A 24,220-nucleotide genomic window follows, 5' to 3' on the forward strand; every position below is an offset into this window, starting at 1 on the left:
CTATGGCAACAAAATGATATCTCTTATAGAAGAGTTATCAAGGCTACCAGGTATAGGAGCAAAGTCAGCTCAAAGACTAGCTTTTCATATCATTAGTCTGCCAAAAGATAAGGTACAACAATTAGCAAACACAATTATTGATGCAAGAGAACACATTAGTTATTGTGAGCGCTGTTGTACAATCACAGATGATAAGTTATGCCCAATCTGTAAAGATGATGCGCGTAATCAACATCAAATTATGGTTGTTGAAGACTCAAGAGATATGGCTGCTTATGAGCGTACAAAAGAGTTCAAAGGCCTTTATCACATTCTTCATGGAGCGATTTCTCCTATGATGGGAGTAGGGCCAAGTGATATTAAAATTAAAGAATTACTTGAGCGTATACAAAAAGAGCAAATTGAAGAAGTAATTATTGCTACTAACCCTAATATTGAGGGAGAAGCAACAGCTATGTATGTGAGTAAGCTTCTTAAACCGCTGGGTATCAAGACAACACGTATTGCACATGGTGTACCAGTAGGTGGAGACTTAGAGTATGTAGATGAAGTTACTTTATCACGTGCTTTACAAGGAAGACGCGAAATATAGAAAACATCAGGAGTTATCATAAAGCAATTGTTTTGTGGTAACTCCTATTTTTATTACTTAAGGAGGCTAGAATGAAAGGAAGAGAATTCTTCTTACAGGGGCTAGCTGTATTGTTTTGTGGACAAAACGTGTTTTGTGGACAAAACGTGTTAGGTGGACAAGTGTCTATTGAGCAAGTTATATTATTGTTGTCCATACATCTTATTATTTATTTGTCTAGCCAAGTTGTACATACTGTAGCAGTTAAAAAGATTTTATTAAGTGTAGATATGGCCTATTTAAGTGTATTAGTCATAGGACAATATCCGATTTTCATGATTCTATTAATTTTAGTATTATTAGCCTATTGGTGTGATATAAGCAATCCTATGGAGAAGGTAATTCTATTAGTTGGAATTTTAGGTATAGGATTCATTAATATACAACATATACTGGTTAATTGGTTTATATATAGTGTACTAACTATATCTGAGATCTGTCATTACTGGGATAGGAGTAAGCTAGAGGCATTTAATAAGCAAAGAACCATACTTATGGGACAGATAAGTTCTTTAGGGCATGCAGTAGAAGCTAGTAAGCAAGAAAAGAAACAAACAGCTTATATTACAAAGGTATCTGAACGTAATCAGCTAGCACAGAAGTTGCATGATAAAATAGGGCATCTCTTAGCAGGAAATGTTATGCAGCTAGAAGCGATTAAGTTAATTATAATTAAAGACCAAGCCAAAGGCTTAGAGCTTATGACACGAGTCATAGAAAGTTTAAGAGGAGGAATGGAAGAAGTACGTTATACTCTTAAAGAATTAAAACCAGCGGCAAGTGAAAGCGGATTAAGTCAGGTTAAAGGGATACTAGAAGGATTTAGAGAAAAATCTGGCATAGTAAGTGAACTTATTTATAAAGGGGATTTAGAAAGAATTAGCTTAGATATATGGTTTGTTATACAAGAAAACTTAAAAGAAACTTTAACTAATTTTATGAAATACTCTAATGGGGATCAATTTGAAGTGAAGATTGAAGTATTACATCAATTGATTAAAGTAAGTTTTAAGGATAATGGCTTTATAAAGGGGCCTATCAAATCAGGTTTAGGGTTAATAGGAATAGAAGAACGAACGCTAGGCGTTGGTGGTAAGCTTATTTTGAATATAGATAATGGATTTGAAACGATTATGTTGATAAAGAGGTAAGAAAATGATTAAAGTATTGCTTGTAGATGATGATATACTCATTCGAGAAAGCCTAAAGCTTATTTTATCTACTTTTGAGGATCTAGATGTTATTGGGACTTGTGAGAGTGGAAAAGGATGCTTAGATTTTTTGAAACACAATGAAGCGGACTTGGTTTTGCTTGATTTGCGTATGCCTATTATGGATGGGATAGAAGTATTAAAGCAAAAAAGTCAGGAGGAGAAAAAAGAGCGTTATTTAGTTCTTACTACATTTGATGAAGATGATCTTATAAAGAGTGCCTTATATTATGGGGCAGATGGATATATTCTTAAAAATAGTACGCCAGATCATATTGTACATGCTATTAGAACAGTAGCCAGTGGGAATAGTGTATTCCACCCAGATGTACTGAAGAGTATAGGGAATGTAGAAACAAATCATAAGGTGGACTGGAATACTTATGGATTGTCTCAAAGAGAGATGGAGATTGTAGAAGAGGTTGCAGAAGGACTTTCAAATAAAGAAATAGCAAGTAAATTATACATATCTGAAGGAACAGTTAAAAATTATATGACATCTATTTTAACTAAGATGGACCTTAAACATCGCACACAAATTGCGATAGCGTATTTAAAAAAATGATATGACTAAAGTCATAGTAAGATGTTACTTTTAGTACTGAAAAGTAACATCTTATTTTATTACAATAGGAATATAAAATAGAGAAGTTTGGGAGGGAAAACATGAAAATAGTAGAAGTTAAAGGATTATACAAAAACTTTAAAGAACTTATCGCTCTTAAAAATATAAATCTTTCAGTAGATGAAGGTGAAATCTTTGGATTGTTAGGGCCCAATGGAGCGGGTAAGACAACGCTTATTAATATTTTAAGTATGGTCAAGAAAAAAGACTTGGGTGAAGTAAAAATAATGAGTAAAGATATAGAGGAAGACTCCGTAGAGATTAAAAAGAAATTAGGTGTAGTACCTCAAGAAATTGCAATCTTCGAGGAGCTAAGTGCTTATGAAAATGTAAGCTTCTTTGGAAGTCTTTATGGATTTAAAGGAAAAGAGCTAAAAGATAAGGTTAATCAAGCATTAAAGTTTGTAGGTTTAGAAGATCGAATGAAGGATAAATCAAAACATTTTTCCGGAGGCATGAAAAGAAGGCTAAATATAGCGTGTGGCATTGTGCATGAACCTAAGCTTGTTATCATGGATGAGCCGACAGTAGGGATAGACCCACAGTCTAGAAATTATATATTAGAGTCTATTAAGGCTTTGAAGGCAAAGGGGACGACTATTATCTATACAACCCATTATATGGAGGAGGCAGAAAGCATCTGTGATAGAATCGCCATTATAGACAGAGGCGATATTATTGCATTAGGTACAAAAGAGATGTTAGCTAATTTGATTGAGGAATGTTCAACACTACAAGTTACAGTGAGAGAAATTTCAAAGGTTGAAGAAGCGAAGCTTCTTGTAGTAAAGGGAGTAGAACGTGTTCAGTTTGAAGGTAATGTTTTAACCATTTATTCAAGGAGAGAAGTGACCAACTTAGATCAAATTATAGCGGTATTGATACAAGGTGGAGCAGAGCTTACGGATATCCATATGAAAGAACTAAATTTAGAAGATGTGTTCTTAAACTTAACGGGGAGAGCGCTTAGAGATTAGGAGGGATTAGATGACAATATGGCTAAACATTTTAAGACGGAAGCTAAAAGATTACAAGACACTTTTACTTATGAGTATCTTTCCTATTATGCTTACAATAATCTTTGTAAAGATGTTTACAGTAACGAATAATGTTGATGGGGCTATTACTTTAAGTGTTCATGTACAGCAACAAGAGGGGGTATTAACGAGAGCTGTATCTAGTTTCATGGAGCAACTTTCTCATGAAGAATCCATACAGTTAGAGCTTGTACAAGAGGAAGAAGCAGCTTTGGTTATTCAGATTGATGAAACCATGCAGGTGATAAGCGTAGTTAATCAATCAGGAGACATGATAGAGGAAAGTACACTTATCAGCATACTAGAGCAATTTGCAAGTAGATATGGATTACAAGTAAAGATGCAAGTATTACAAGAAGAAGCCATAGTAATAGAAGAAACGATTATACAAGGCAAAGGAACTAGTGATTTTTTAACGCCATTAGTAGTGACCATGTTAGTATTTGGGATTATGTTAGGAGGGAGCTTTGGTATCAATCAAATATTTTATATGAAGCAAGCTGTAGGATGGCGTGCTTTAACAGCTCCTATATCATCCTATAAGTTATTTATAATGGAGTATACGACAAGTTCCTTTATTATCTGGATCATGGGAATAGTAACAGCGGCATGCTATCAAGTTATTTTTAATGTGCACTTTTTCAAAGTACCTACCATTACAATTTTAATATTACTCATTGCAAGCTTATTAACAACGCTTCTAGGGATGACGATAGGGTTGTATGTAAGAGAGAAAGACATGGGAGAAAATATCCTTTCTATTATTATTACATTTTCAGCTATACTTAGTGGCAAACTAATGCCTATGTTTGAGTTAGGTAAAATCACAAATTTATCTCCTATTAAGCCTTTAGTAGAACAATTAGAAGATATTATACAAACAGGTCAGCTAATGAATAGGGGTTCTTTTATAGGGTATATAGTAATTATTTTTGTAATTCTATTAGGAATTGTTGTATTGAAGCTTAGAAGGGGGGAGGAGAGTTTATGAATCAAATCTTAAAAATAGCAAAGCATAATATAAGAATGTTTTTTCTAAGGCCTTGGGGAATATTGATTTTATTTGTACCTATACTCCTATCAGTGTTTACACAGTTTCTATTTAATGATGGTCAGGTGATGGCAATAGGAGCGATAGGGATTTATGTAGAAGATACAAGTGATGTGACACAGTTGATAGAAGAAAAGCTTATAGCAGCTCAAGTCAATATTACTCATTACAAGGATAAGGGAAAATTAGAGGACGCAGTTAGATTAAACAACATAGACTTAGGCATAATAATGGCGTATGATAATAGTTATGAAGCTCTGAAAAAGGACTCTATGCCTTATGAGTTTGTACGATTAGAAGAAGATCAAGTAAGTGGTAAGATAGAAACTTTAAAGGAAGTTTTTACGACTCAAGTGAACTATTTTAATCAATTAATTAAAGCATCTCAAAGTGAAGATGGCTTTTATCGCTTATATGAGGAAGTCAAACAAAGTGAACCTAAGATTCATGTTTTAAATGATATAAAGACAATGATGACCATGAAGATTAGCTTTAGTTTCTTTGTAATGATGTTTCTTATTACTGTAGGGATTAGCCTTAGTCCTATGATGCGAGAAAGAGAATACTATGTGTATGAACGTATAGTTGTAGCACCACTGAAGAAGTATCAGTATATCTTAGGGCATGTAGTAGGAGCTTTTATCATTGTATTTACCCAGATTATTATTCAGTTTTGCGGGATGAAATGGATAAAGGTAGATTTTAATCTAGATGGGTTTAAGTTTCTTATTATCGGAGTAGTGCTTTGTATTGTAGGAATTTCGATAAGCTTATTAATCCTTGCTATTAGTAAAAAAAGTATGACTTATTATTTAATTATGGGGATAGGTCTTACACCACTTTGTATGTTGAGTAATCTTTTTTTACCTATAGAATTATTGCCTACATGGATTCAAAATATATCTTATCTTTCACCTATTAGATGGATTGTAAAAGGCTATGAAGATATGGTTTATAATCGACCAATACAAGATATGTTAAGTGGATTAGGCATTGCAGTACTTATTGCAACAGTGCTCATTTTAGTGAGTTTAATATTGACATCAAGTTATCAAGAACAAGAATAGAAGAAAAGAGGACGACCATGGAATGTAGAGAAAAATGTGGAGCATGTTGTATTGCTCCTTCTATTTCATCACCTATACCAGGTATGCCAAAAGGTAAGCCTGCAAATGTTAGATGTATTCAATTAGATGAGGAGAATAGATGTAAGATATTTGGAAGTCCAGATCGACCTAAAGTATGTGGTGGGTTAGAGCCAAGTGAAGAAATGTGCAAGACTTGTAATAAGGAAGCTTTAGAGTATTTACAAGAATTAGAGAGGTTAACAAGTCCAGATACATCAAGTAAGGAGGAGTAAATGTGAGTGCACCGTTCAAAGAATTAGAAGCAAAGTACCATAAGATGTGGCAAGAAGAGAAAAAAAGGTACAATCAAATAGCTAATTTAAGGTTAGTCGTATTAATTTTAGCAGGGTATATGACTTATTTAGTCATCAAAAGTCCTAAGCAACTATTATGGATAATAGGAGCTGGGGCTTCTTTTGCTATCTTTTTTTATTTACTTTATAAACATCAGAAGATAAAAGATCAAATGGATTACTATGAAAGTATGGAGAATGTTAATAAGAAGTATAGTATGAGAATGACCAAGGAGTGGCATGGATTTAGGGATAGAGGCGATGAGTTTGAAATAGATAGCCATCCCTATGCTTTAGATTTAGATATAGTAGGACCACAGTCATTATTTCAAAAGATTAATACAACCCATACTTGGCATGGAAGAAAGCTACTTGCTGAATCTTTACTAGAAAATCATTTTACAGAAGAAATTATAGGAGAAAGGCAAAAGGCTATCAAAGAGTTATTAAATGACTTAGATTTCTGCCAAAAAGTTGAGGGGATTACAAGTAGACGTAAAAAAGGAATTGAAGAGCCTAAAAAACTACTTGAATATGCTACAGATACAGAGAACTTTATAGAAGAAAGATGGCTTAAAGCACTTATAAAAGGATTGCCTTATCCACTAATAGTATTAGTTGTTTTAAGCTTTATCACACCTTATTCTTGGATTAAGACATTAACAACAGTGTTGATTATTGCAACATATGGATTAGTTGTATTTTATATGCCACGTATCTCAAAGGTGAAAGAAATCCTTATGAGTATGCTTTATGATTTGCAAGAGTATGTAGGTATTCTAGATGTAATCAAAGATAAAGAATTTAATAGTTCCTATTTAAAAGAGCAAACAGAATGTTTATTTAAAGATGAACAGAACGCTTTAAATTGCTTAAAAGAATTAGAGCACATTAGTAACTTAGCACATATTACCTATCAGCCTATTGTAGCTATTTTATTAAATGGCTTAATGGTATGGGATTTGCAAGTTATATTGAAAGCAGAGAACTGGCGTAAGAAATATGGAGCAAGTATAGAAAGTTATCTAAAAGCAATTGGAGAGGTGGAAAGCCTTATTAGTTTAAGTGTTATTGGGCACATTGAATCAGATGTACATTTTCCTCTTGTATCTATGGAGGGACAGTATATTGAAGCTGAAGTATTAGGTCATCCACTTATTGAACAGCAGGTAAGAGTATGTAATGATGTACAGCTAAGAGATGAAATATTTGTAATCACAGGATCCAATATGTCAGGTAAGACAACCTTTATGAGGACATTAGGTATAAGCTTGATCCTTGCTTATAGCGGTGCACCAGTAGTAGCTAAAAACTTAAAGTGTAGTAAGATGAATCTTGCAACATCAATGCGTATTCGAGATGATCTAAGCCATGGAATCTCTACCTTCTATGCAGAGCTTACACGTATAAAAGAGATTATAGAGGCAGGAAAAGATAAAGGTAAGCAATGCTTCCTTATAGATGAGATCTTTAGAGGAACCAATTCAGGAGATAGGATTATAGGTTCTATAAGTGTTGTAAAGGCACTTAGCAAATATGGAAGTATTGGTGCAATTACAACCCATGATATGGAGCTTTGTAAGTTAGGCGAAGAAAAAGGGGTAAGTAATTATCACTTTGAAGAGCAGTATGGAGAAGATACTATTAAATTTGATTATAAGCTTAGAAAAGGTCACTCTACGACTACAAACGCTAAGTATCTCATGAAGATGGTTGGTATAGAGGTTATTGAATAAAATAAACAGTTTTAAAGATAGCATCTCTAGAGGTTAGACAAAGTATATCTAGCTTTGGAGGTGCTATCTTTATTTAATATAAGAAAGTTCTTAAGAAATCTTAAACTTTATCCGGTATGGACATTAAGAAGTTCGGGGTAATATAGATTTATAAGATAAAGTTAAAAAGGAGCTAGGGAAGATGAGCGATGAAAGAGATAAATTAAATCAGTTATCAGATATTATAGATGTAGAGTTCTTACCAGTATTAGAGGATGAAGATTTTAAACGTGAAAAAACCGGTGGAATGGAGCAAGGTGAAACAGCTGCTGTTGCTGTTCAAAAGATTTCAAGAAACGTGCAAGAGATAGAAACGTCTCAAGTGGAGGAGAAACCAAAACAGCAAGAAGAAGTGAAAATGCATAATGAATCAGCATATAACACTTATACAGAAGATAAGGTTCACACAGAACCAAAGGCCAATACTTATAGTGAACCAAAGGTAAATGTAAATCATAATAATCAAGGTGAAGATCAAGCGGCATATCAAAAATATACAAATACAAATGAGCAATCATATAAACAACAAGATACAGCAGGACCTAGACAAGATACATCTTACGCATCATATAATTCTGCTAAAAAAGAAGAATTTAAAAAGAAGAAGAAGAAAGTAGGAAGTTCATTATTAAATGGTATTCTATTAGCATGTGCTATTTTATTTGGTTTGCCTATAGCGGTGACATTTGGAGGAGCAGCAATCTTTGTACTAGGAATGGGTATTTTCTTTAGTGTCTTAGCATTAGGAGTGGGGGTACTTGGGTTAGGAATGGCAGGCTTTACAGCAACAGCAGGAATGGCATCAATGGGTATGCTATGTTTATTTGGTAGCTTGATTGCTATTGGTGTTGGTGGATTAGGATGCTGTATTATTGCTCTAATCTTTATTGGAATTAAAAATGTAATTGTAGGGTCAAAACAACGTAGACAGCTTAGAAAAGAAAGAGAGGAGGCATAATCCATGAAAGCCTTAAAATTTTTTGTAGCAGGATGTTTAGTATTAATAGGGATAGGTGTAGTAGGCACAGGTGTTACACTTGGTGAAATGTACAAAACCAATCAAACAGTATATGAAGTAAATGAAAGACAAGAGCTTAAAGCTACAGCACTTAAGAATCTATATATCAATTCAGATGTACCAGTCCGTATCGTACCAACAGATGGTCAAGCTTATGTAACATTTGAAGCAACAGGCAATGGGGTTATGTTTCCAGAGCCAAAGTTTAAATTAGATGTAACAAGTGAAGGAGATACTTCACGCATCAACTTAAAAGAGATTCAAAACACAGAGATTTTTATATTTACAAATAATGTAAGAGAAGAACTCGTTGTGTATATTCCACAGCAAGATATGGACACTTTAAATGTATCAACAAACTCAACAAATTATGGTAGATATCCTTTCTCATTAAGTTCAACGGCTAATATTAAAAGTGTGAATTTGGATGTTTCATCCATCGACCTTTCTTTAAAAGGAAGTTATAATAATATTGATATTGCAGCGAATAATGGATCAGTTGAAATTGTATCTAACACACCAGCCCAAGTTAAATTAAAAGGTGGATTTGCAGCACAGCTAAAAGGACAAATTGCATCAGTTGATGTGACAAAAGGTCAATATCATGGTTCAGATGATACACTTACTATTGAAAGCGATTTAGAAGCTAAGCTTAATATTAACAAGAGCTATGGTGACATTGTGGTAGATGGTAAGGTAAGAGAACTTAACTTGAATACAAATAGTAGTAGCTTAGTTGCTAATAGTAGCACACCATACAATGCAACAGTTCATACTTCAGAATATACAGATGTAAATTTAAAAGGAAATCTTCAAAATGTAATAGTTGAGGGGTATAGTGGAGATGTTAAGTTATATCCAACAAATACACCTAAACGTGTAGAAATCCTTGGTGATGAAATAAATGTCCATGCAGTACTTCCAGAAAGTATTACAGGTTTTGAAATTAAAAAACAAATGGATGAAAGTTATTATAGCTATGAAGATGATTATGGCAATACAATAGAAGAAACAAGTGAAGATCGCAATATATTTATAGATTTTGAAGTGAAAAGTGAAAATATTAATAGTGGACTTAAAAGAATCTATTATGGTGATGAAGCTATGAAAATGTTTATTGGTTCTAGATATGGAAATGTCTATATTACTAAATAAAGAGGGATGAAAATGTTTAGGAAATCCAAAAGGGAAAACGGAAAAGAGAAGAAAAAAGAAGAGAAGAAACGAAATAAAAAAGAGGAAAAGCAAAGAAATAAAAAACAAGACCCAAGTAGGATGGAAACATTAGGAGCACAGCTAAAAAGTAAAAGCTGTGCCCTTTGTGCTACTTATAAAAAGAAGGTCCTAGAGAGTATCAGGCTACAAATATTATGGATGGTTTTTATAGCTTTTATACTATCGGGAATAGCGTGTGTTTTTACAACAAATATAGGAAGAGCGCTTGATGTAGGTTACTATACCTATATGGATTACACAGAGGCCAATAAGCAACTTCAGAGTAAGTTAACACAAGCTGTAAGACAAATCAATGATATGGAATATGCTAGTCTAATACAACGATTAGATTTAGATGAATTATATGAAACCATTATAGCTATTAAAAATGATGATGCTAGTATAAGCTATTTATCACAAGTGCTAGTTGAAATGAAAAGCTTAGAATATGAAGGCAATTATGGACGTTATAATGATGCTATAGAATCAGTTAAAAGTGATATTTATGCTATTTCAGATGAAGAAATACAAAAGGTATATCAACAACTAGCAAGTTTAATTGACAATGATAAATGGACAGAGGAAGAAGTTGTTGCAGTACTTAATACATTTTTTGATCAACAAGACCTAACCGAGAGCCGATTGAAAAAAGAAGCTGTTAAGTATGTTCTAAATCGTCTAGATGCTAATATTAGCTATGCTAGTGATACTAAAACTTTTCTTATAGATAGCAAAGGAAATATTATTTATGGTGATAGCTTTATTAAAAGTATAGATCTTTTAGAAGCAATTAGAAAATCTTCACTTTCAACAGAGGCACAGGGGCAAGAACAAAGAACAAGCCTATATCCTGTTATTATTGAAGGTGAAGTACATTATATTATGAACAATACTACTTTAACAGGGGTAGAGAAGGGATACTATACAGATACAGCAGCTGTATTAGGCTTTTTAGTAGGTGTTGGTGTATTTATTTATATTATCTTGAGAGGAACGAAGTCAAAGATTAAGTACATTGAGTATTTAGGATATTGCTTAGGTGAAATCTCTAAGGGTGACTTAGATTTTGAGGTTGAAAAGCGAGGAGAAGATGAACTGGCTCGCGTTGCTAGTGCTATGACTAAGATGGAGTATGAACTGAAAGAGCAAATGAAAGAGCGTGCTCAATCAGAAAAGACAAAAAGTGAGTTAATTACCAATGTAGCTCATGACTTAAGAACACCTTTAACTTCTGTTATTGGCTATATTGGACTTGTAAAAGAAAATAAAGCACTAGATGAAGAAGAGGGTGCAAAATATTTAGAAATTGCCTATAATAAAGCTGAACGTTTGAAAATTTTAATAGAAGATTTATTTGAGTATACAAAGCTTAGCAATCGCTCTGTTAAACTTAAAAAAGAACAACTTTCTATAGCTACTCTAGTGAGCCAGCTTACAGAAGAATTAATGCCACTTGCAGAAGAGAAATCCATTAACATTACTTATCATCTTGCAGCAAAGGAAACCAATGCATGGGTGGATGTAATGAAGATTACCCGTGTATTTGAAAACCTCATTGAGAACGCTATTAAGTACTCAGAAGAGGGAGGCAGAATTCAGGTTGTTATACAAGAAACAAGAGAATATATTTATGTAACAGTACGTAATACGAGTAATCAGCTTAAACAAGAAGATTTACCTAAACTATTTGATAGATTTTATCGTAGTGATAGCTCTAGAAATAGTACAGCTGGCGGTAGTGGATTAGGCCTAGCTATCGCGAAGAATATAGTAGATATGCATGAAGGCAAGATATGGGCGCAACTTGATCAGGATATGATTAGTTTCAACGTCAAATTACGAAAAGCTGTAGAATGAGGTGATTAAAATGGAAACAGCAAGAATTTTAGTTGTAGATGATGAGAAAGAAATTAGAGATTTAGTAGGAATATATTTACGAAATGAAGGCTATGAAATCATTTTAGCAGGTACAGGTTTAGCTGCACTAAAAGTAATGAAAGAAGTAGAAGTAGATTTAGTTATATTAGATGTAATGATGCCAGAAGTAAATGGTATTGATGCCTGTATGGAGATTCGTCAAACATCTAATGTACCCATTATTATGCTTTCAGCAAAAACAGAAGACATTGATAAAATAATGGGGTTATCAGTAGGGGCGGATGATTATCTTGCAAAACCATTTAATCCTTTAGAGCTTATTGCAAGAGTAAAGGCACAGCTTAGACGTGCAACAAAACTTAATGCTTTTTCTAAAAATAAGGAAAATATTTTAGAAGAAGACGAACTTGCAATGGATTTAGAAGCAGGGAAAGTGTATAAAAATAATGTAGAAGTACCACTCACACCAACAGAGTATGGCATATTGAAGCTGTTATGGGTAAACAAAGGTATTACCTTTAAGACAGAAACAATCTATGAACGTGTATGGGGGCAGCCATATTTTGAAAATACAAATACAGTAATGGTGCATATTAGAAAACTAAGAGAGAAGATAGAAGAAAATCCGAGGGATCCAATGTATGTATTTACTGTTTGGGGAGTAGGATACAAATTTGGTATTGATTAAGCATTACAAATAGAGGGCTGTTGCATATCTGCAACAGCCCTCTATTTATCATCTTTTGAACCACTAATCATCTTTGTAAGTTGAATAAGTGCACTTGGAAGGTGTGTATCTTTTGGATAAGCAAGATAACTACTTTTCCATTCGGGATAGAATTTTTCTTTATACTTTCGTAGTCCTTTGAAACTATATATTTTATTGCCATAGTGATAAATGTATTTAGCAACCTTTTCTTTAGTAGTAGAAAATTGATTCATACCTACATTAGAAAGGGGGGCTTTTCCTAAGATGAAATAGTCATATTGTTCACTAATAGCCCATTCTATAAGTCCGATAAAGAGTGCATCCATAGCTCCATTAGGTGGATTAGGAATAAGACGCATTAAATCTAATGAAATAGTATGCTTATTATACATAGGCATAATGGTTGCAAAGCCTACAATCTCATCTTCTACCTTAATAATACCTACAGGAGCAAGATTGATATAGTCTTCGTCAAAGGCACCGAGAGAGAATTCTTTTTCAGAACGACCATCTAACCAAAGTTCTGAAATATGATGAAGCTTAGTCATAAGTTCAGGCTCTAATGGTGTATTTAAAAGCTCAAAAGTGAGTTCTCCACGATTCATTTTGTTTTTAATAGTACGAAGGGGTGCACCTTTTTTACCTGCCAGTGTAAACTCTTTTAAATCAACAACAGCTTCTTCACCAAGTTTGAGGAACTTAAAGCCATTTTCGTGATAAATAGGGAGTTTATCTTCAGTAATTTCGTAAAAGATAGGAATCATATCATACTGATCTGCAAATTGTCTAAAGTTATTGATGGCTTCTTTAAAAAGCTTAGGATTTCCAATAGGATCGCCTAATACCATTAATTTATCTTTATAAGGACGATAAGCAATGAGTACTTGTTTATCTAGTGTATAGAAGAAACACTTATCTTTTAGGAATAGGAGATGAGTCATAGCATTACCTTCATATTGAGTAAGAAAGCTTTTAAGTTCTTCTAGGTCTTCATCTGTAGGATAGATAAAATCCGTGCGTTTGATAGAAAGAGCATTTAACAAGCATGCACTCACTAGCATGAATAAAAGGAAGATAACCGTATCTACAATGTGGAATGTTGAGATAGACTTAAATACTAAAGAAGGATTAAATTGGGTAAAGTAGTTATAGATTAAGACATACAATAAGCTGATAGTAGTTGTACATACAAAGTAAAACGATACCTTTTTCCATTGAAGAGTAGAACCCTTTCTATAGAATACTTGTTTTGCTGGAGCAAGTAGAAAAGCAATGAGTATTAATAAGCATGCAACTTCTATATTTAATCCTTTTAGTAGAGCTAATAGACTTCCTGTCACTAAAGTAAATAAAGTAATGCTGTAGGAAAAGCTTACTTTATCCCAAATACCTTTAGAAAGAATAAGTAGTATCAAACCTGCACCCATTGTACTTATTCGAAATGCATTTACAGATTCAAAGGAAAAGACCTGATGAATAAGTGAAAGGCGCATGGTTTCTTCTGGTAATGAGGCAGAGATAATAAGCAAAATACCAGAAAAGAAAATAAGGGATGCAAAAGATTTTACACTGAGTAGATTGACCAGTTGTTTTTGACCTTTATTAAGCTTTGATTTTTGATTCTCACTTGGGCCTAGTGCAAGGATAAATAGTGTAAGTATCCAAGGAATAAGAGAATAGAAAATTCTAAAGGTAATAAGAACGAGTACTAAATCATCAGGGCTATATCCTAGAGCATGTAATAAAATGAAGCTTACTAATTCAAAGATTCCTAATCCATAAGGTACTAAACTAATAGTAGAGATAAAAATAGAAAAACCAAATACAAGTAATACTTGTAAGAGATCAAAAGGAACCTCAAACAATTTAAAGATTAGGCAAAAGAATAACCCTGTTATTGTCCATCTTAGTGTCACACTGAACATAAGCTTTGCACGAGTTAAGAAGTTCAGGCGGAATGTAATAGGAAGTGCACCATCTGTGTTAAAGAGCAACATATTTTTAAGCGAATCTAAGAAGAGAGCTTTTTGAGAATCGACTCCTTCACTACAATAGAGATGATAGCGTAAACTTCCTTTTCTGCGGTCATCATATTCTGCAAAGTTTATGGCTGCAGAAGCTATCCAGGAAATCTTAAAGATATCTAAGTCTTTTAGGTTAAGTTTAAAAGCATGACATACAATAAGGTCATAGAGGGTAGTAAGGGATACCACCATAAGTCCTCCTATAAATAAGAGGCACATATGTAAGAAAGGTGCATGTCTTAAAGTATCTAGGACAAGAGATAAATGTACAGAAGTTAAAGGTTTATAAATGAATAAAAAACCTATACAAAATAAGATAAGCCATATACCATATTTGACTAGGTTGAATTTGTTTTTAAACACAGCTATTCCTCCAATGGATTTAATAAATCTAGTTTAACCGTTCTTATTATAAACTATTAAAAGAAGTTTGTAGAGTGCAGTATTATTCATAGTTAGAAAAATTCAGCATAAAAATAGAGTAGAACCATCCATATTAGTGTAAATTCTTAGGAGGGATAAATATGGATTTAATGGTATTAGCACCTATTGGTGCAGCATTAGCACTCATTTTTGCACTTTACAAAGGAATAAAAATTTCTAAGATGGAAGAGGGTACGCAAGAAGTCAAAGATATTGCAAAAAAAATACGAATAGGTGCTAATGCATACCTAAGGAGGCAATACAAAGGTGTTGGCTTATTTTTTATTGCAATGTTTATTTTATTATTTGTGTTAGGGTGTATGGGGTATGTTTCAATTTTTGTACCATTTGCTTTTATTACAGGTGGTGTATTTTCAGGATTAAGTGGCTTTATAGGAATGAAGATTGCTACACTAGCTAATAGTAGAACAACAACAGCTTGCACAAAAAGTCTAAATAAAGGGCTTAAGGTGGCCTTTTCAAGTGGTGCAGTAATGGGATTTGTGGTAGTAGGCTTTGGGCTTTTAGATTTGAGCATTTGGTATTATATATTGGATTGGTACTATAGGGCACTGCCAGTAGCAGAAAGAGTTGTAAATATTACATCTACAATGCTTACTTTTGGAATGGGTGCTTCTACTATGGCGTTGTTTGCTAGAGTGGGTGGAGGCATATTTACAAAAGCAGCGGATGTAGGTGCCGATTTGGTTGGGAAAGTAGAAGCAGGTATACCAGAAGATGATCCACGTAATCCAGCTGTTATAGCAGATAATGTAGGGGATAATGTAGGGGACGTAGCTGGAATGGGTGCAGATTTATATGAATCCTATGTAGGTGCAGTATTATCTTCTTGTGTATTAGCTGTTTCAGCAGGTTTATCATTAAGTGGTGTTATGATCCCTTTAGTTGTAGCAGCAACAGGTGTTATTGCATCTATTATAGGTAGTTTCTTTGTAAAGACAGGAGAGGAAGTATCTCAAAAGAAACTTTTAAGTGCATTAAGACGTGGGGTATATATTGCAGCAGCTTTGATTGTAGGTGTATCTTATTTTATTGTGACAGGTGTATTAGGAAATGAGTATATAGGTATCTATTTTTCAATTATTAGTGGTCTTGTAGCAGGAATAGGAATTGGTTTCTTTGCGGAGTATTATACAAATTCTAGTTATAAACCTACTAAACATATTGCAGAATCTTCAACAACAGGTTCTGCCACAGTTATTATTACAGGTCTATCAGTAGGTATGCTTTCTACAGCAGTGCCAGTTATTATAGTAGGTATTTCTGTTATCGTAAGTTTTATATTATCAGGTGGTATGGAGAACTTTAATCTTGGGTTATATGGAATTGCAATTTCAGCAGTAGGTATGCTCTCAACATTAGGTATTACATTAGCAACAGATGCATATGGACCGGTAGCAGATAATGCAGGTGGTATAGCAGAGATGGCAGGACTTGACCCAGAAGTACGTAAACGTACAGATGCTCTAGATTCATTAGGTAATACAACAGCAGCTACAGGTAAAGGCTTTGCAATTGGCTCAGCAGCATTAACTGCTTTAGCTTTTATTGCAGCGTATAAAGATTCTATTGAGTTGTTAGTACAGAAGAATAATATAGATTTTACTTTTAATTTGTCTCTTCTTAATCCACAAGTATTGATTGGGTTGTTTATAGGAGGAATGGCTACTTTTGTATTTGCTGCTTTTACCATGAATGCAGTAGGGAATGCAGCAAGTAAAATTGTATTAGAAGTTAGAAGGCAATTTAAAGAGATTACAGGACTTATGGAAGGAAAAGCAGAACCTGATTATGCATCTTGTGTAGATATTTGTACAAAGGCAGCACAAAAAGAACTTATTAAAGTAGCTTTGATAGGTATAGGTACACCTTTAGTAGTAGGTTTATTACTAGGTCCTAATGGGGTAGCAGGCCTTTTGGCAGGCGCCACAACGACAGGATTTATTTTAGCAGTTATGATGGCTAATTCAGGTGGTGCTTGGGATAATGCGAAGAAGTATATAGAAGAAGGTAACTTTGGTGGTAAAGGTTCTGATAGCCATAAAGCAGCTGTAGTTGGAGATACAGTAGGTGATCCGTTTAAAGATACAGCTGGGCCAGCTATTAATATTATTATTAAGCTTATGGCGATGGTATCTATTGTATTTGGAATGTTTATTTTAACATGGCATATTTTTTAAATAGAGAGAGGCTACTACATTTATGTAGTAGCCATATTTTATGGATTGATGTATTTAACTAATAAAGTGGATCAAATGATAGAGTTACTAATAAGTTTAGTAGTAGGTAAAGAGAAAATTTTTAATAGATAAAAATTACATGTTGAAAAGTAATGTATTTGTATAGTAATGTATAACAGTGAGTAAATTTACATAATAGAAGGAGACTAGATATGACAAAGGAGCCTAAAAAAGGTAATGCCCTTGCCCTTTTGCCAATAGGAATTTTCTTAATACTATTTCTTGGAACTGGGATAGCAACACAAGATTTTTATAGAATGCCAGTACTTGTGGCATTTTTAATTGCAGCAACTGTAGCACTTCTTTTAAATCCAAAAGAGAAGATGCAAACAAAACTTGAGATTTTCTGTAAAGGTGCTGGAGAGAGCAACATTATTTTAATGTGTATGATCTTCTTATTAGCAGGTGCATTTAGTAATGTAGCGAAGTCTATGGGGGCAGTTGAATCTACTGTACAACTTAGCTTATCTATTTTACCAACACATTTATTAGTTGCAGGATTATTTATTATTGCTTGTTTCATTTCTATTTCTATGGGAACATCAGTAGGAACGATTACAGCTCTTACACCGATAGGTCTTGGAATTGCACAAGAAACAGGTATGCCAATAGCCTTAGTTATTGGGGCTATTATTGGTGGAGGTATGTTTGGGGACAACCTTTCTATGATTTCGGATACAACAATTGCCGCTGTTAGAACACAAGGATGTGAACTTAAAGATAAGTTCAAAACAAACTTTTTAATTGTATTACCGGCAGCAATTATTACAATTATTATATTAACTGTTTTAACAAGTAAATACCAAGGTAGTATGAAGGGTGTCTACACTTATAGCTTTATTCAAGTAGTACCATATATTGCAGTACTTGTAGGAGCACTTATAGGTGTTAACGTATTTGTATTACTAGCGGGAGGGACTGTTTTTGCAGGCCTTATAGGAATGTTTAATGGTTCATTTGATTTCTTTGGCTTTATGCAAGCGGCTGGAGATGGAATGATGGGTATGGAAGACTTAGCAATGCTTTCTATTGTTATTGGAGGAACATTAGCTCTTATTAAATATAATGGTGGTATTGACTTCTTGCTTAATAGCATTAAAAAGTGTATTAGAAGTAAAAAAGGTGCAGAGTTTGGAATTGCAGCTTTAGTCAGCGTAGTAGATCTTTGTACAGCTAATAATACCATTGCTATTGTAATGGCGGGACCACTTGCGAAAGACATTGCAGAGGAATATGATATTGATCCAAGACGTACAGCAAGTCTTTTAGATATTTTCTCATCTTGTTGGCAAGGGATGATTCCATATGGTGCACAAATCTTAGCAGCGGCAGGTCTTGCAGCTGTTTCACCAATGGAACTTTTACCTTATATTTATTATCCAATGCTTATGGGAATCTGTGGTCTATTAGCCATTGCATTTGGTTTTCCTAACTTTAAAAGAAAATAGAATAAAACTTGTGTAGTCATCCATACTAATATTGAGGTGATTGGTATGAACGATAATACACAAAACAATAGTGTAAACGAGCCACATGATAATCAAATTATTAATGGTCAAGTTGTAGAAGGGCATCCACATAGTATGGAAGCAGCTACAGAGAGTAATACAGAGTTCTTAGCACAAAATACAAATCGTATTGTTTCAGAAGGTGGAGCTGGTGCACAAAGCATTACTAAACTTTTAAAACAAGGTGGAGATGTAGTAGGTTATGTACTCTCAGATGGTAGCCATGTTTCTTGTGAACAAGCTATTCAAATGGCAATGAACAATCAGCTTCAACATGTAGGGGTATCTACTTCTAAAGCTGGTACACCTTATTTACGTTCATTAGCAGATGGAGATGAATCTAATAACCTAGGTAACCTTCCATCAGAAACAGTATAAGGAAAATTTTATAGGTATAAACAAAAAGAAGATTAAGCCAAGCTTAATCTTCTTTTTGTTCGTCTGATATTTCTTCAGCTATCTCATTAGATAAGATAACTCTTAATTTATTAATACGATTGTTCATCGTTTCTTCGACTTTAAAAGTAATACCTTCAAAAGTAACAACTTCTCCCTCATCAGGGAAACGATCTAGAAGTCCAATGATAAAACCACCAATAGAATCAAATTCATTAGATAAGATGTTGAGGTTAAGTTCATCATTAAAATCACTAATTCTAAAAGAACCATCTACAAGATATTCTTTATCATCAACTTTTACAAAACTATCTTCAGTCATGTCGTACTCATCATCAATATCTCCAACGATCTCTTCAATTAAGTCTTCAAGCGTTACAATACCAGAAGTACCGCCATACTCATCTACAACAATTGCCATACCAATTTTTTTAGAACGCATTTCTTTAAAGAGTTCATCAATACGTTTAAATTCATGAACGAAATATACGTCTCTTAAAAAATCAGCCATAACAAATTCATCAGGACTAAATTGTTTTAATAAGAGGTCTTTCATATAAATAACACCAATAATGTTATCGTGAGATTCTTGATAAACAGGCATACGTGAAAATTGTTCTTGTTTATATAAATCGATAATCTCCTCATATGTAGCATTTGCGTCAACAGCTATCATATCAGTTCTGGGAATCATAACATCTTTTGTATAAGAATCACCAAAACCAAATACGTTGTAAATCATTTCTTTTTCTTCCTGTTCAAGGACGCCTTCCTCATGACTTACTGTAACAATGGTTTTTAGTTCATCTGTTGTAATGAAAGGCTTACTCGTATCAATTTTACCACCAAATATTCTAATAATAAGATTGGAGATAAACATAAGGACTTTAACAATAGGATTAAAAATTGTCACAAGAATAGAAATAGGTCTTGCTACAAAACATGCTACTTCATGTGTCTTTTGCGTTGATAAAGACTTTGGCGTAATCTCACCGAAGATGAGGACTAAGATAGTCATAACACCAGTAGCAATACCAGCACCAGCACTTTCGAATAAGTCTGTTGCAATAACAGTTGCCAAAGATGAAGCACCAATGTTGACGATATTATTTCCTACAAGGATAGCACCTAATAATTTGTTAGGGTCTTCTACGAGTTTGCTTACAATTTTTGAATTTTTAATGTTTTGATCCACCATATGACGAGCATCGATTTTACTAATAGCCATAAGGGCAGTCTCAGATGCTGAGAAAAAGGCTGAGCCTACTAGTAAAATGACAAGAACTACAAGTTGTACCAACAGTACCGAATCCAATTTTAAATCACTCTCCTAAATCAATAAAAAATAATGTGTAAATTTTGCTTACCTACCTATTCTAGTTGAAAAAGATGAATTATTTATAAAAGTTAGCAAAATTTAATAGACACATTATAAGATAAATTATGGTATTTTGCAACTAAGATGCCCCGTTGTTAATCTGCTAATAATATACACCAAAATGAAAGTTCTTATGCTAATTTAAACAGTTAAAGCAAGAGAAACATTTAACCGACATATATAGTAGACAAAGTTGAGGTGAAAAAATGATTGATGGAGTAAAAGCAAGACAAACGCAAGCTTATACAGCAGATGATCTATTTCAGTATCAGGCGCCTAAATGTATGCGCATGCCAAAAGATAAAAGTTTAGAAACTTTATTTGAACACAGTGATAATCAGGAAGAGATTTACCCATCTTATAGTAATAAGCAGGAAACTATAAATGAAGCTGTTTTATCTGAAGAAGAAAAAGAAATGCTTTTAAATTTAAATGAAGAAGAGCTAGCATTACTTCAAGAAAAAGGATATGAAGTAGAAGTGTTAGACTATGAGACTATTTACAAAGCATTAATAAATATAAAAAATGAAGATACAAATCAAAGTATTACTTCAAAAGAGGCTGAAACAGTAAATAATAAAATTAAACGTCTTAAAGAACATACAGATAGTATGTACACTTATGCAATGCAATCTGAAGGTACACTTACAATTAATGATTTATATAAAGGAAGTTTTACAGGATCAAGTGCTATTAATCCTATTACATATACAAAACAAGATATACAAAATGTATTAAATCTAAATGGGATTGAACTAAATACAGGTAATGAATGGGCGGCAGATAAGTTATTGAACTTAGGAATGGAGGTTTCTAAGGGGGATGTACTTAAAATTCAAAATATCCAAGCGGCAGTAGATGGTTTAGAGAGTTTTGAAGAGGGGCAACAAGAACTAGAGGAATTACAACAAAGAAGAGAAGAAGATGCGCTGATACAAGGCGAAAAACTTCTTTATGATAAGCACTCTATAGAAGCTATTCAAAAGGATTTAGCAGAAGTTGATGATAGAACCATACAAGAGGTTATCAAAGATGGTGAATTACCAAACATACAGAATTTAAGAGAAAAGCTCTTTAAGAATACAGAACAGATTACTAGCCAGAAGAAGCAAGCAGATTCAGACCAAGAGCCAGCTCAAGATATAGGCGAAATCAAAAAGCAAATCAATGAAATTCGTGCAAGGTTAAATACAGAATCAGCACAGAGATTAAGTAGTAAAATGCCTCTTGAAAGTAGTGAACTTGCAAAAGTAGCAGAGGGACTAAGACAAGTAGATCTAGAAATTCAAGAAGAAGCTTTAGTTCAAGCTGATGTAGAGCCTACAGATGAGAATAAGCAAATACTTGAACAAGTAATGGATGTAACTCAGAAAATAAACCAACATAAAGAATTTGCAACAATCACTCAGATGCCAAGTTCAGAAGTGGAAACATTAGAGCAAATTCATGGAGCAATTAATTCCTATGAGGTACATTTTAGTGAGGTGGAAGTACGATTTGGTGAAAGCATTAAATCTGTAGAAATGCAGATTGAAAACTTCTTAGAAGTGCATAATCTACCAACAGATACATTAACAGTAGAAAGTGCAAAAGCCTTAATTCAAAATGAAATGGATTTAACAGTAGAAAACTTAGAAGCAGCTAAGCAGGCACTGAGTCAGATTAATGATTTCTTAGAAGTAATGAATCCGTATATGGCAGCTAAGCTTATTAAAGAAGGCATAAATCCTTACCATTCTTCAGTACCTAATGTTTTAGAGTGGAGTAAGCAAACAGAGCTTAAGCAAACTAAAGAAACAGTTGCAAGGGCCATTGTATCTTTGGAGGAAAAAGGGCTAGTTAATGAGGAGCAAAAACAAAGTTTAATAGGTCTTTATAAGATATTAAATGGAGTAGTGGAAAATAAAGAGCAAGTAGCTGGGTATTTATTTAAGAATCAACTTCCATTAACAGTAGAGCAACTTCAAGAGGCTGTTCGTTATTCAGGCAAAAAGTCTCATATTGAGGCGAATATAGATGATAACTTCGGAGAACTGGAATCTTTACAATATGATAGTAAAACAGCTAAGACTTTAATTAATGAGGCAAATGAAGAGTTAAAGAAACTTCTAGAGGCTGTTAAAGTAGTAGAGTCTATGCCGATGCAGTTAGAGCGTTCAGGAGTAGATGAGCTAGAGGTACTAAAGAGTATGTTAATGCCCTTTGTTAAGGCTACAGTGAAAAAGGAACTTGGTAAGTTTGATGGAGTTAATACTTTACCATCTAGTTTATTAGAAAAAGTAGATGCGATTAAAGGAACGTCTAAAGAAGTGTTAGAAGTTATGAAAGAACATAAAATACCTCTTACAATTTCTAATATTTATTGGGTAGATCAAATGAGCAAAGATCCAGAACTTTATAATACAATGCTAAAAGAAACAGGGATGGATAGAGTTCTAAAAGATAAAGATTTTCCAGATAAGATGGAGGACCTTGAGAAAGTCGTTGAAGAATTAAGAGAGGAAAGCCATTACCATAAAGAAATGAGTATGGAGCAAGGGGATATCCTTAATTACAAAAACTATAAGCAACTAGAAGAGATGTTAGATGTACAAAAGCAGCTTATGGATAAAGAAGGCTTTTATCAAATTCCATATTGCATAAATGGTGAAACAAAGTTAGTTCAGTTCTATGTTAAAGAAGAAAGCAAAGCTAAGCTTATGGATAAAGAAGGACTAACAGGTATTATGCGCTACGAGACGAAGGAATTAGGTACAATTACAACTTACTTTACAATTAAAGGTGAGCATATTGGTTATGAAATGCGTACAGAATCTCAGCAAGCAGCCAAGGCGTTAGAGAAAGAAAGGCAGCAATTACAGCAATTATTAGGCCAATTAGGATATCAAGTAACACATGAACAGTACAAAGAAGATACAGTTAAGGCAGAACCAATAGCAACTCAAGTTCTTAAAGGAGAAAGTGAATTTGAAGTCATCATCTAATAAAAATCAATCAACCAATCAAAAGGAAGATAATAAAAAGGATTTATTAAATATTGTAAAGAGTTTTGTGGATTACTTTGAAGCAATAGATAAAGCTCAAGGTACGAAAGTCCATGGACAAGAAGGAGAAGTATAATGGTTACAACGGCATATATTGCAGGAGCTACGGATGCTCAGTTGATTTGTATAACATATGAGTTATTTTTAGAAGCAATACGAGAGGCTTTAAAGGTTGAAGGACAAGCAAGAAAAGTTTATATAAATAGAGCGAGAGAGGTATTGCTCGTACTAAGTGAAAACTTAAATTTAGAAGTAGATGTAGCACGTAATCTAATGAGTCTTTATATTTACATACAGGACATTCTTATTAACCATTATAAAGATGAAAGTAAGCTTGAAGAAAGTTATAAACTTATTGAAGTTATTTATGAAGGGTATAAAGAAATAGCGGAGAATGGTCGACATCAAGTACAGACGATGCAAAATACTCAAGCAGTATATGCGGGAATGACTTATGGAAAAGACGATTTAAATGAAATGATCATAGAATCACCTAATAGAGGTTATCAGGTATAAGAAGTATAAAGGAATATTACATATAGGATAGGAATGTAAGGCACCTTTATATATTGGCTATAAGTAAGAGCTTTATAAAAGATAATTTATAGAAAACAAA

20 protein-coding genes are annotated in these 24,220 nt (G+C 33.6%); 18 read left to right on the forward strand and 2 right to left on the reverse strand.

What is annotated here, in order from left to right; all coding sequences use genetic code 11:
- Window positions 1-13 precede the first annotated feature (13 nt).
- The 12 genes from recR (at window position 14) to BN2390_RS00670 (ending at window position 12,549) form a co-directional block, all read left to right on the forward strand.
- Window positions 14-592, forward strand: coding sequence for a recombination mediator RecR (gene recR / locus BN2390_RS00615; protein ID WP_053982492.1), 579 nt, complete (start codon window positions 14-16; stop codon window positions 590-592).
- Between the two features lie 71 nt (window positions 593-663).
- Window positions 664-1,782 (forward strand): sensor histidine kinase, encoded by a 1,119-nt coding sequence (locus BN2390_RS00620; RefSeq protein WP_053982428.1) that lies wholly within the window; start codon window positions 664-666, stop codon window positions 1,780-1,782.
- A gap of 4 nt (window positions 1,783-1,786) precedes the next feature.
- On the forward strand, window positions 1,787-2,407 hold the full coding sequence (locus BN2390_RS00625; protein WP_053982429.1) for a response regulator: 621 nt from the start codon (window positions 1,787-1,789) through the stop codon (window positions 2,405-2,407).
- 101 nt (window positions 2,408-2,508) lie between these two features.
- A complete protein-coding gene (locus BN2390_RS00630; RefSeq protein WP_053982430.1) occupies window positions 2,509-3,444 on the forward strand; it encodes an ABC transporter ATP-binding protein in 936 nt (311 codons plus the stop codon).
- A gap of 10 nt (window positions 3,445-3,454) precedes the next feature.
- On the forward strand, window positions 3,455-4,495 hold the full coding sequence (locus BN2390_RS00635; RefSeq protein WP_053982431.1) for an ABC transporter permease: 1,041 nt from the start codon (window positions 3,455-3,457) through the stop codon (window positions 4,493-4,495).
- Window positions 4,492-5,622, forward strand: coding sequence for an ABC transporter permease (locus tag BN2390_RS00640; protein WP_053982432.1), 1,131 nt, complete (start codon window positions 4,492-4,494; stop codon window positions 5,620-5,622). The genes BN2390_RS00635 and BN2390_RS00640 overlap by 4 nt, the downstream gene beginning before the upstream one ends.
- A 17-nt stretch (window positions 5,623-5,639) precedes the next feature.
- Window positions 5,640-5,915 carry a YkgJ family cysteine cluster protein gene (locus BN2390_RS00645; RefSeq protein WP_053982433.1) on the forward strand — a complete coding sequence of 92 codons (276 nt, stop codon included), beginning with the start codon at window positions 5,640-5,642 and terminating at the stop codon, window positions 5,913-5,915.
- Window positions 5,916-5,917: 2 nt separating this feature from the next.
- Window positions 5,918-7,711, forward strand: a complete 1,794-nt coding sequence (locus tag BN2390_RS00650; RefSeq protein WP_053982434.1) for a MutS-related protein — start codon at window positions 5,918-5,920, stop codon at window positions 7,709-7,711.
- A gap of 181 nt (window positions 7,712-7,892) precedes the next feature.
- Window positions 7,893-8,708 carry an MFS transporter gene (locus BN2390_RS00655; protein WP_053982435.1) on the forward strand — a complete coding sequence of 272 codons (816 nt, stop codon included), beginning with the start codon at window positions 7,893-7,895 and terminating at the stop codon, window positions 8,706-8,708.
- A gap of 3 nt (window positions 8,709-8,711) precedes the next feature.
- Complete coding sequence (locus tag BN2390_RS00660; protein WP_053982436.1) at window positions 8,712-9,923, forward strand: DUF4097 family beta strand repeat-containing protein; 1,212 nt, start codon at window positions 8,712-8,714, stop codon at window positions 9,921-9,923.
- Between the two features lie 12 nt (window positions 9,924-9,935).
- On the forward strand, window positions 9,936-11,840 hold the full coding sequence (locus tag BN2390_RS00665; protein ID WP_053982437.1) for a sensor histidine kinase: 1,905 nt from the start codon (window positions 9,936-9,938) through the stop codon (window positions 11,838-11,840).
- 10 nt (window positions 11,841-11,850) lie between these two features.
- Window positions 11,851-12,549 carry a response regulator transcription factor gene (locus tag BN2390_RS00670; protein WP_053982438.1) on the forward strand — a complete coding sequence of 233 codons (699 nt, stop codon included), beginning with the start codon at window positions 11,851-11,853 and terminating at the stop codon, window positions 12,547-12,549.
- Window positions 12,550-12,590: 41 nt separating this feature from the next.
- Here BN2390_RS00670 and mprF read toward each other — a convergent pair whose 3' ends face one another.
- Entirely contained in the window at window positions 12,591-14,957 is a 2,367-nt protein-coding gene (gene mprF, locus BN2390_RS00675; protein ID WP_053982439.1) for a bifunctional lysylphosphatidylglycerol flippase/synthetase MprF, read from the reverse strand.
- 161 nt (window positions 14,958-15,118) lie between these two features.
- On the opposite strand from mprF, the gene BN2390_RS00680 reads away from it, so the two are divergent.
- From BN2390_RS00680 to BN2390_RS00690, 3 genes are all read left to right on the forward strand, one after another.
- Entirely contained in the window at window positions 15,119-17,218 is a 2,100-nt protein-coding gene (locus tag BN2390_RS00680) for a sodium-translocating pyrophosphatase (RefSeq protein ID WP_053982440.1), read from the forward strand.
- Window positions 17,219-17,430: 212 nt separating this feature from the next.
- The gene (locus tag BN2390_RS00685) at window positions 17,431-18,726 is read left to right on the forward strand and encodes a Na+/H+ antiporter NhaC family protein (RefSeq protein WP_053982441.1); all 1,296 of its coding nucleotides are present in this window, start codon (window positions 17,431-17,433) and stop codon (window positions 18,724-18,726) included.
- A gap of 45 nt (window positions 18,727-18,771) precedes the next feature.
- On the forward strand, window positions 18,772-19,164 hold the full coding sequence (locus BN2390_RS00690; RefSeq protein ID WP_242847629.1) for a DUF3892 domain-containing protein: 393 nt from the start codon (window positions 18,772-18,774) through the stop codon (window positions 19,162-19,164).
- 43 nt (window positions 19,165-19,207) lie between these two features.
- Here the strand turns inward: BN2390_RS00690 and BN2390_RS00695 are convergent, their stop codons facing one another.
- Window positions 19,208-20,497 carry an HlyC/CorC family transporter gene (locus tag BN2390_RS00695; protein WP_053982442.1) on the reverse strand — a complete coding sequence of 430 codons (1,290 nt, stop codon included), beginning with the start codon at window positions 20,495-20,497 and terminating at the stop codon, window positions 19,208-19,210.
- Window positions 20,498-20,766: 269 nt separating this feature from the next.
- Here BN2390_RS00695 and BN2390_RS00700 point away from each other — a divergent pair, with 269 nt between their 5' ends.
- Genes BN2390_RS00700 through BN2390_RS00705 form a run of 3 tightly spaced genes read left to right on the forward strand, consistent with a single transcriptional unit; the run spans window position 20,767 to window position 24,120 of the window.
- A complete protein-coding gene (locus BN2390_RS00700; RefSeq protein ID WP_053982443.1) occupies window positions 20,767-23,544 on the forward strand; it encodes a DUF6240 domain-containing protein in 2,778 nt (925 codons plus the stop codon).
- On the forward strand, window positions 23,528-23,680 hold the full coding sequence (locus tag BN2390_RS21525) for a hypothetical protein (RefSeq protein WP_154668744.1): 153 nt from the start codon (window positions 23,528-23,530) through the stop codon (window positions 23,678-23,680). Before BN2390_RS00700 ends, BN2390_RS21525 begins: the two co-directional genes overlap by 17 nt.
- On the forward strand, window positions 23,680-24,120 hold the full coding sequence (locus BN2390_RS00705; RefSeq protein ID WP_053982444.1) for a flagellar protein FliS: 441 nt from the start codon (window positions 23,680-23,682) through the stop codon (window positions 24,118-24,120). The genes BN2390_RS21525 and BN2390_RS00705 overlap by 1 nt, the downstream gene beginning before the upstream one ends.
- Window positions 24,121-24,220 lie beyond the last annotated feature (100 nt).

Origin of the sequence: Niameybacter massiliensis (genome assembly GCF_001282685.1) — a bacterium.
Classification (GTDB): Bacteria; Bacillota; Clostridia; order Lachnospirales; family Cellulosilyticaceae; genus Holtiella; species Holtiella tumoricola.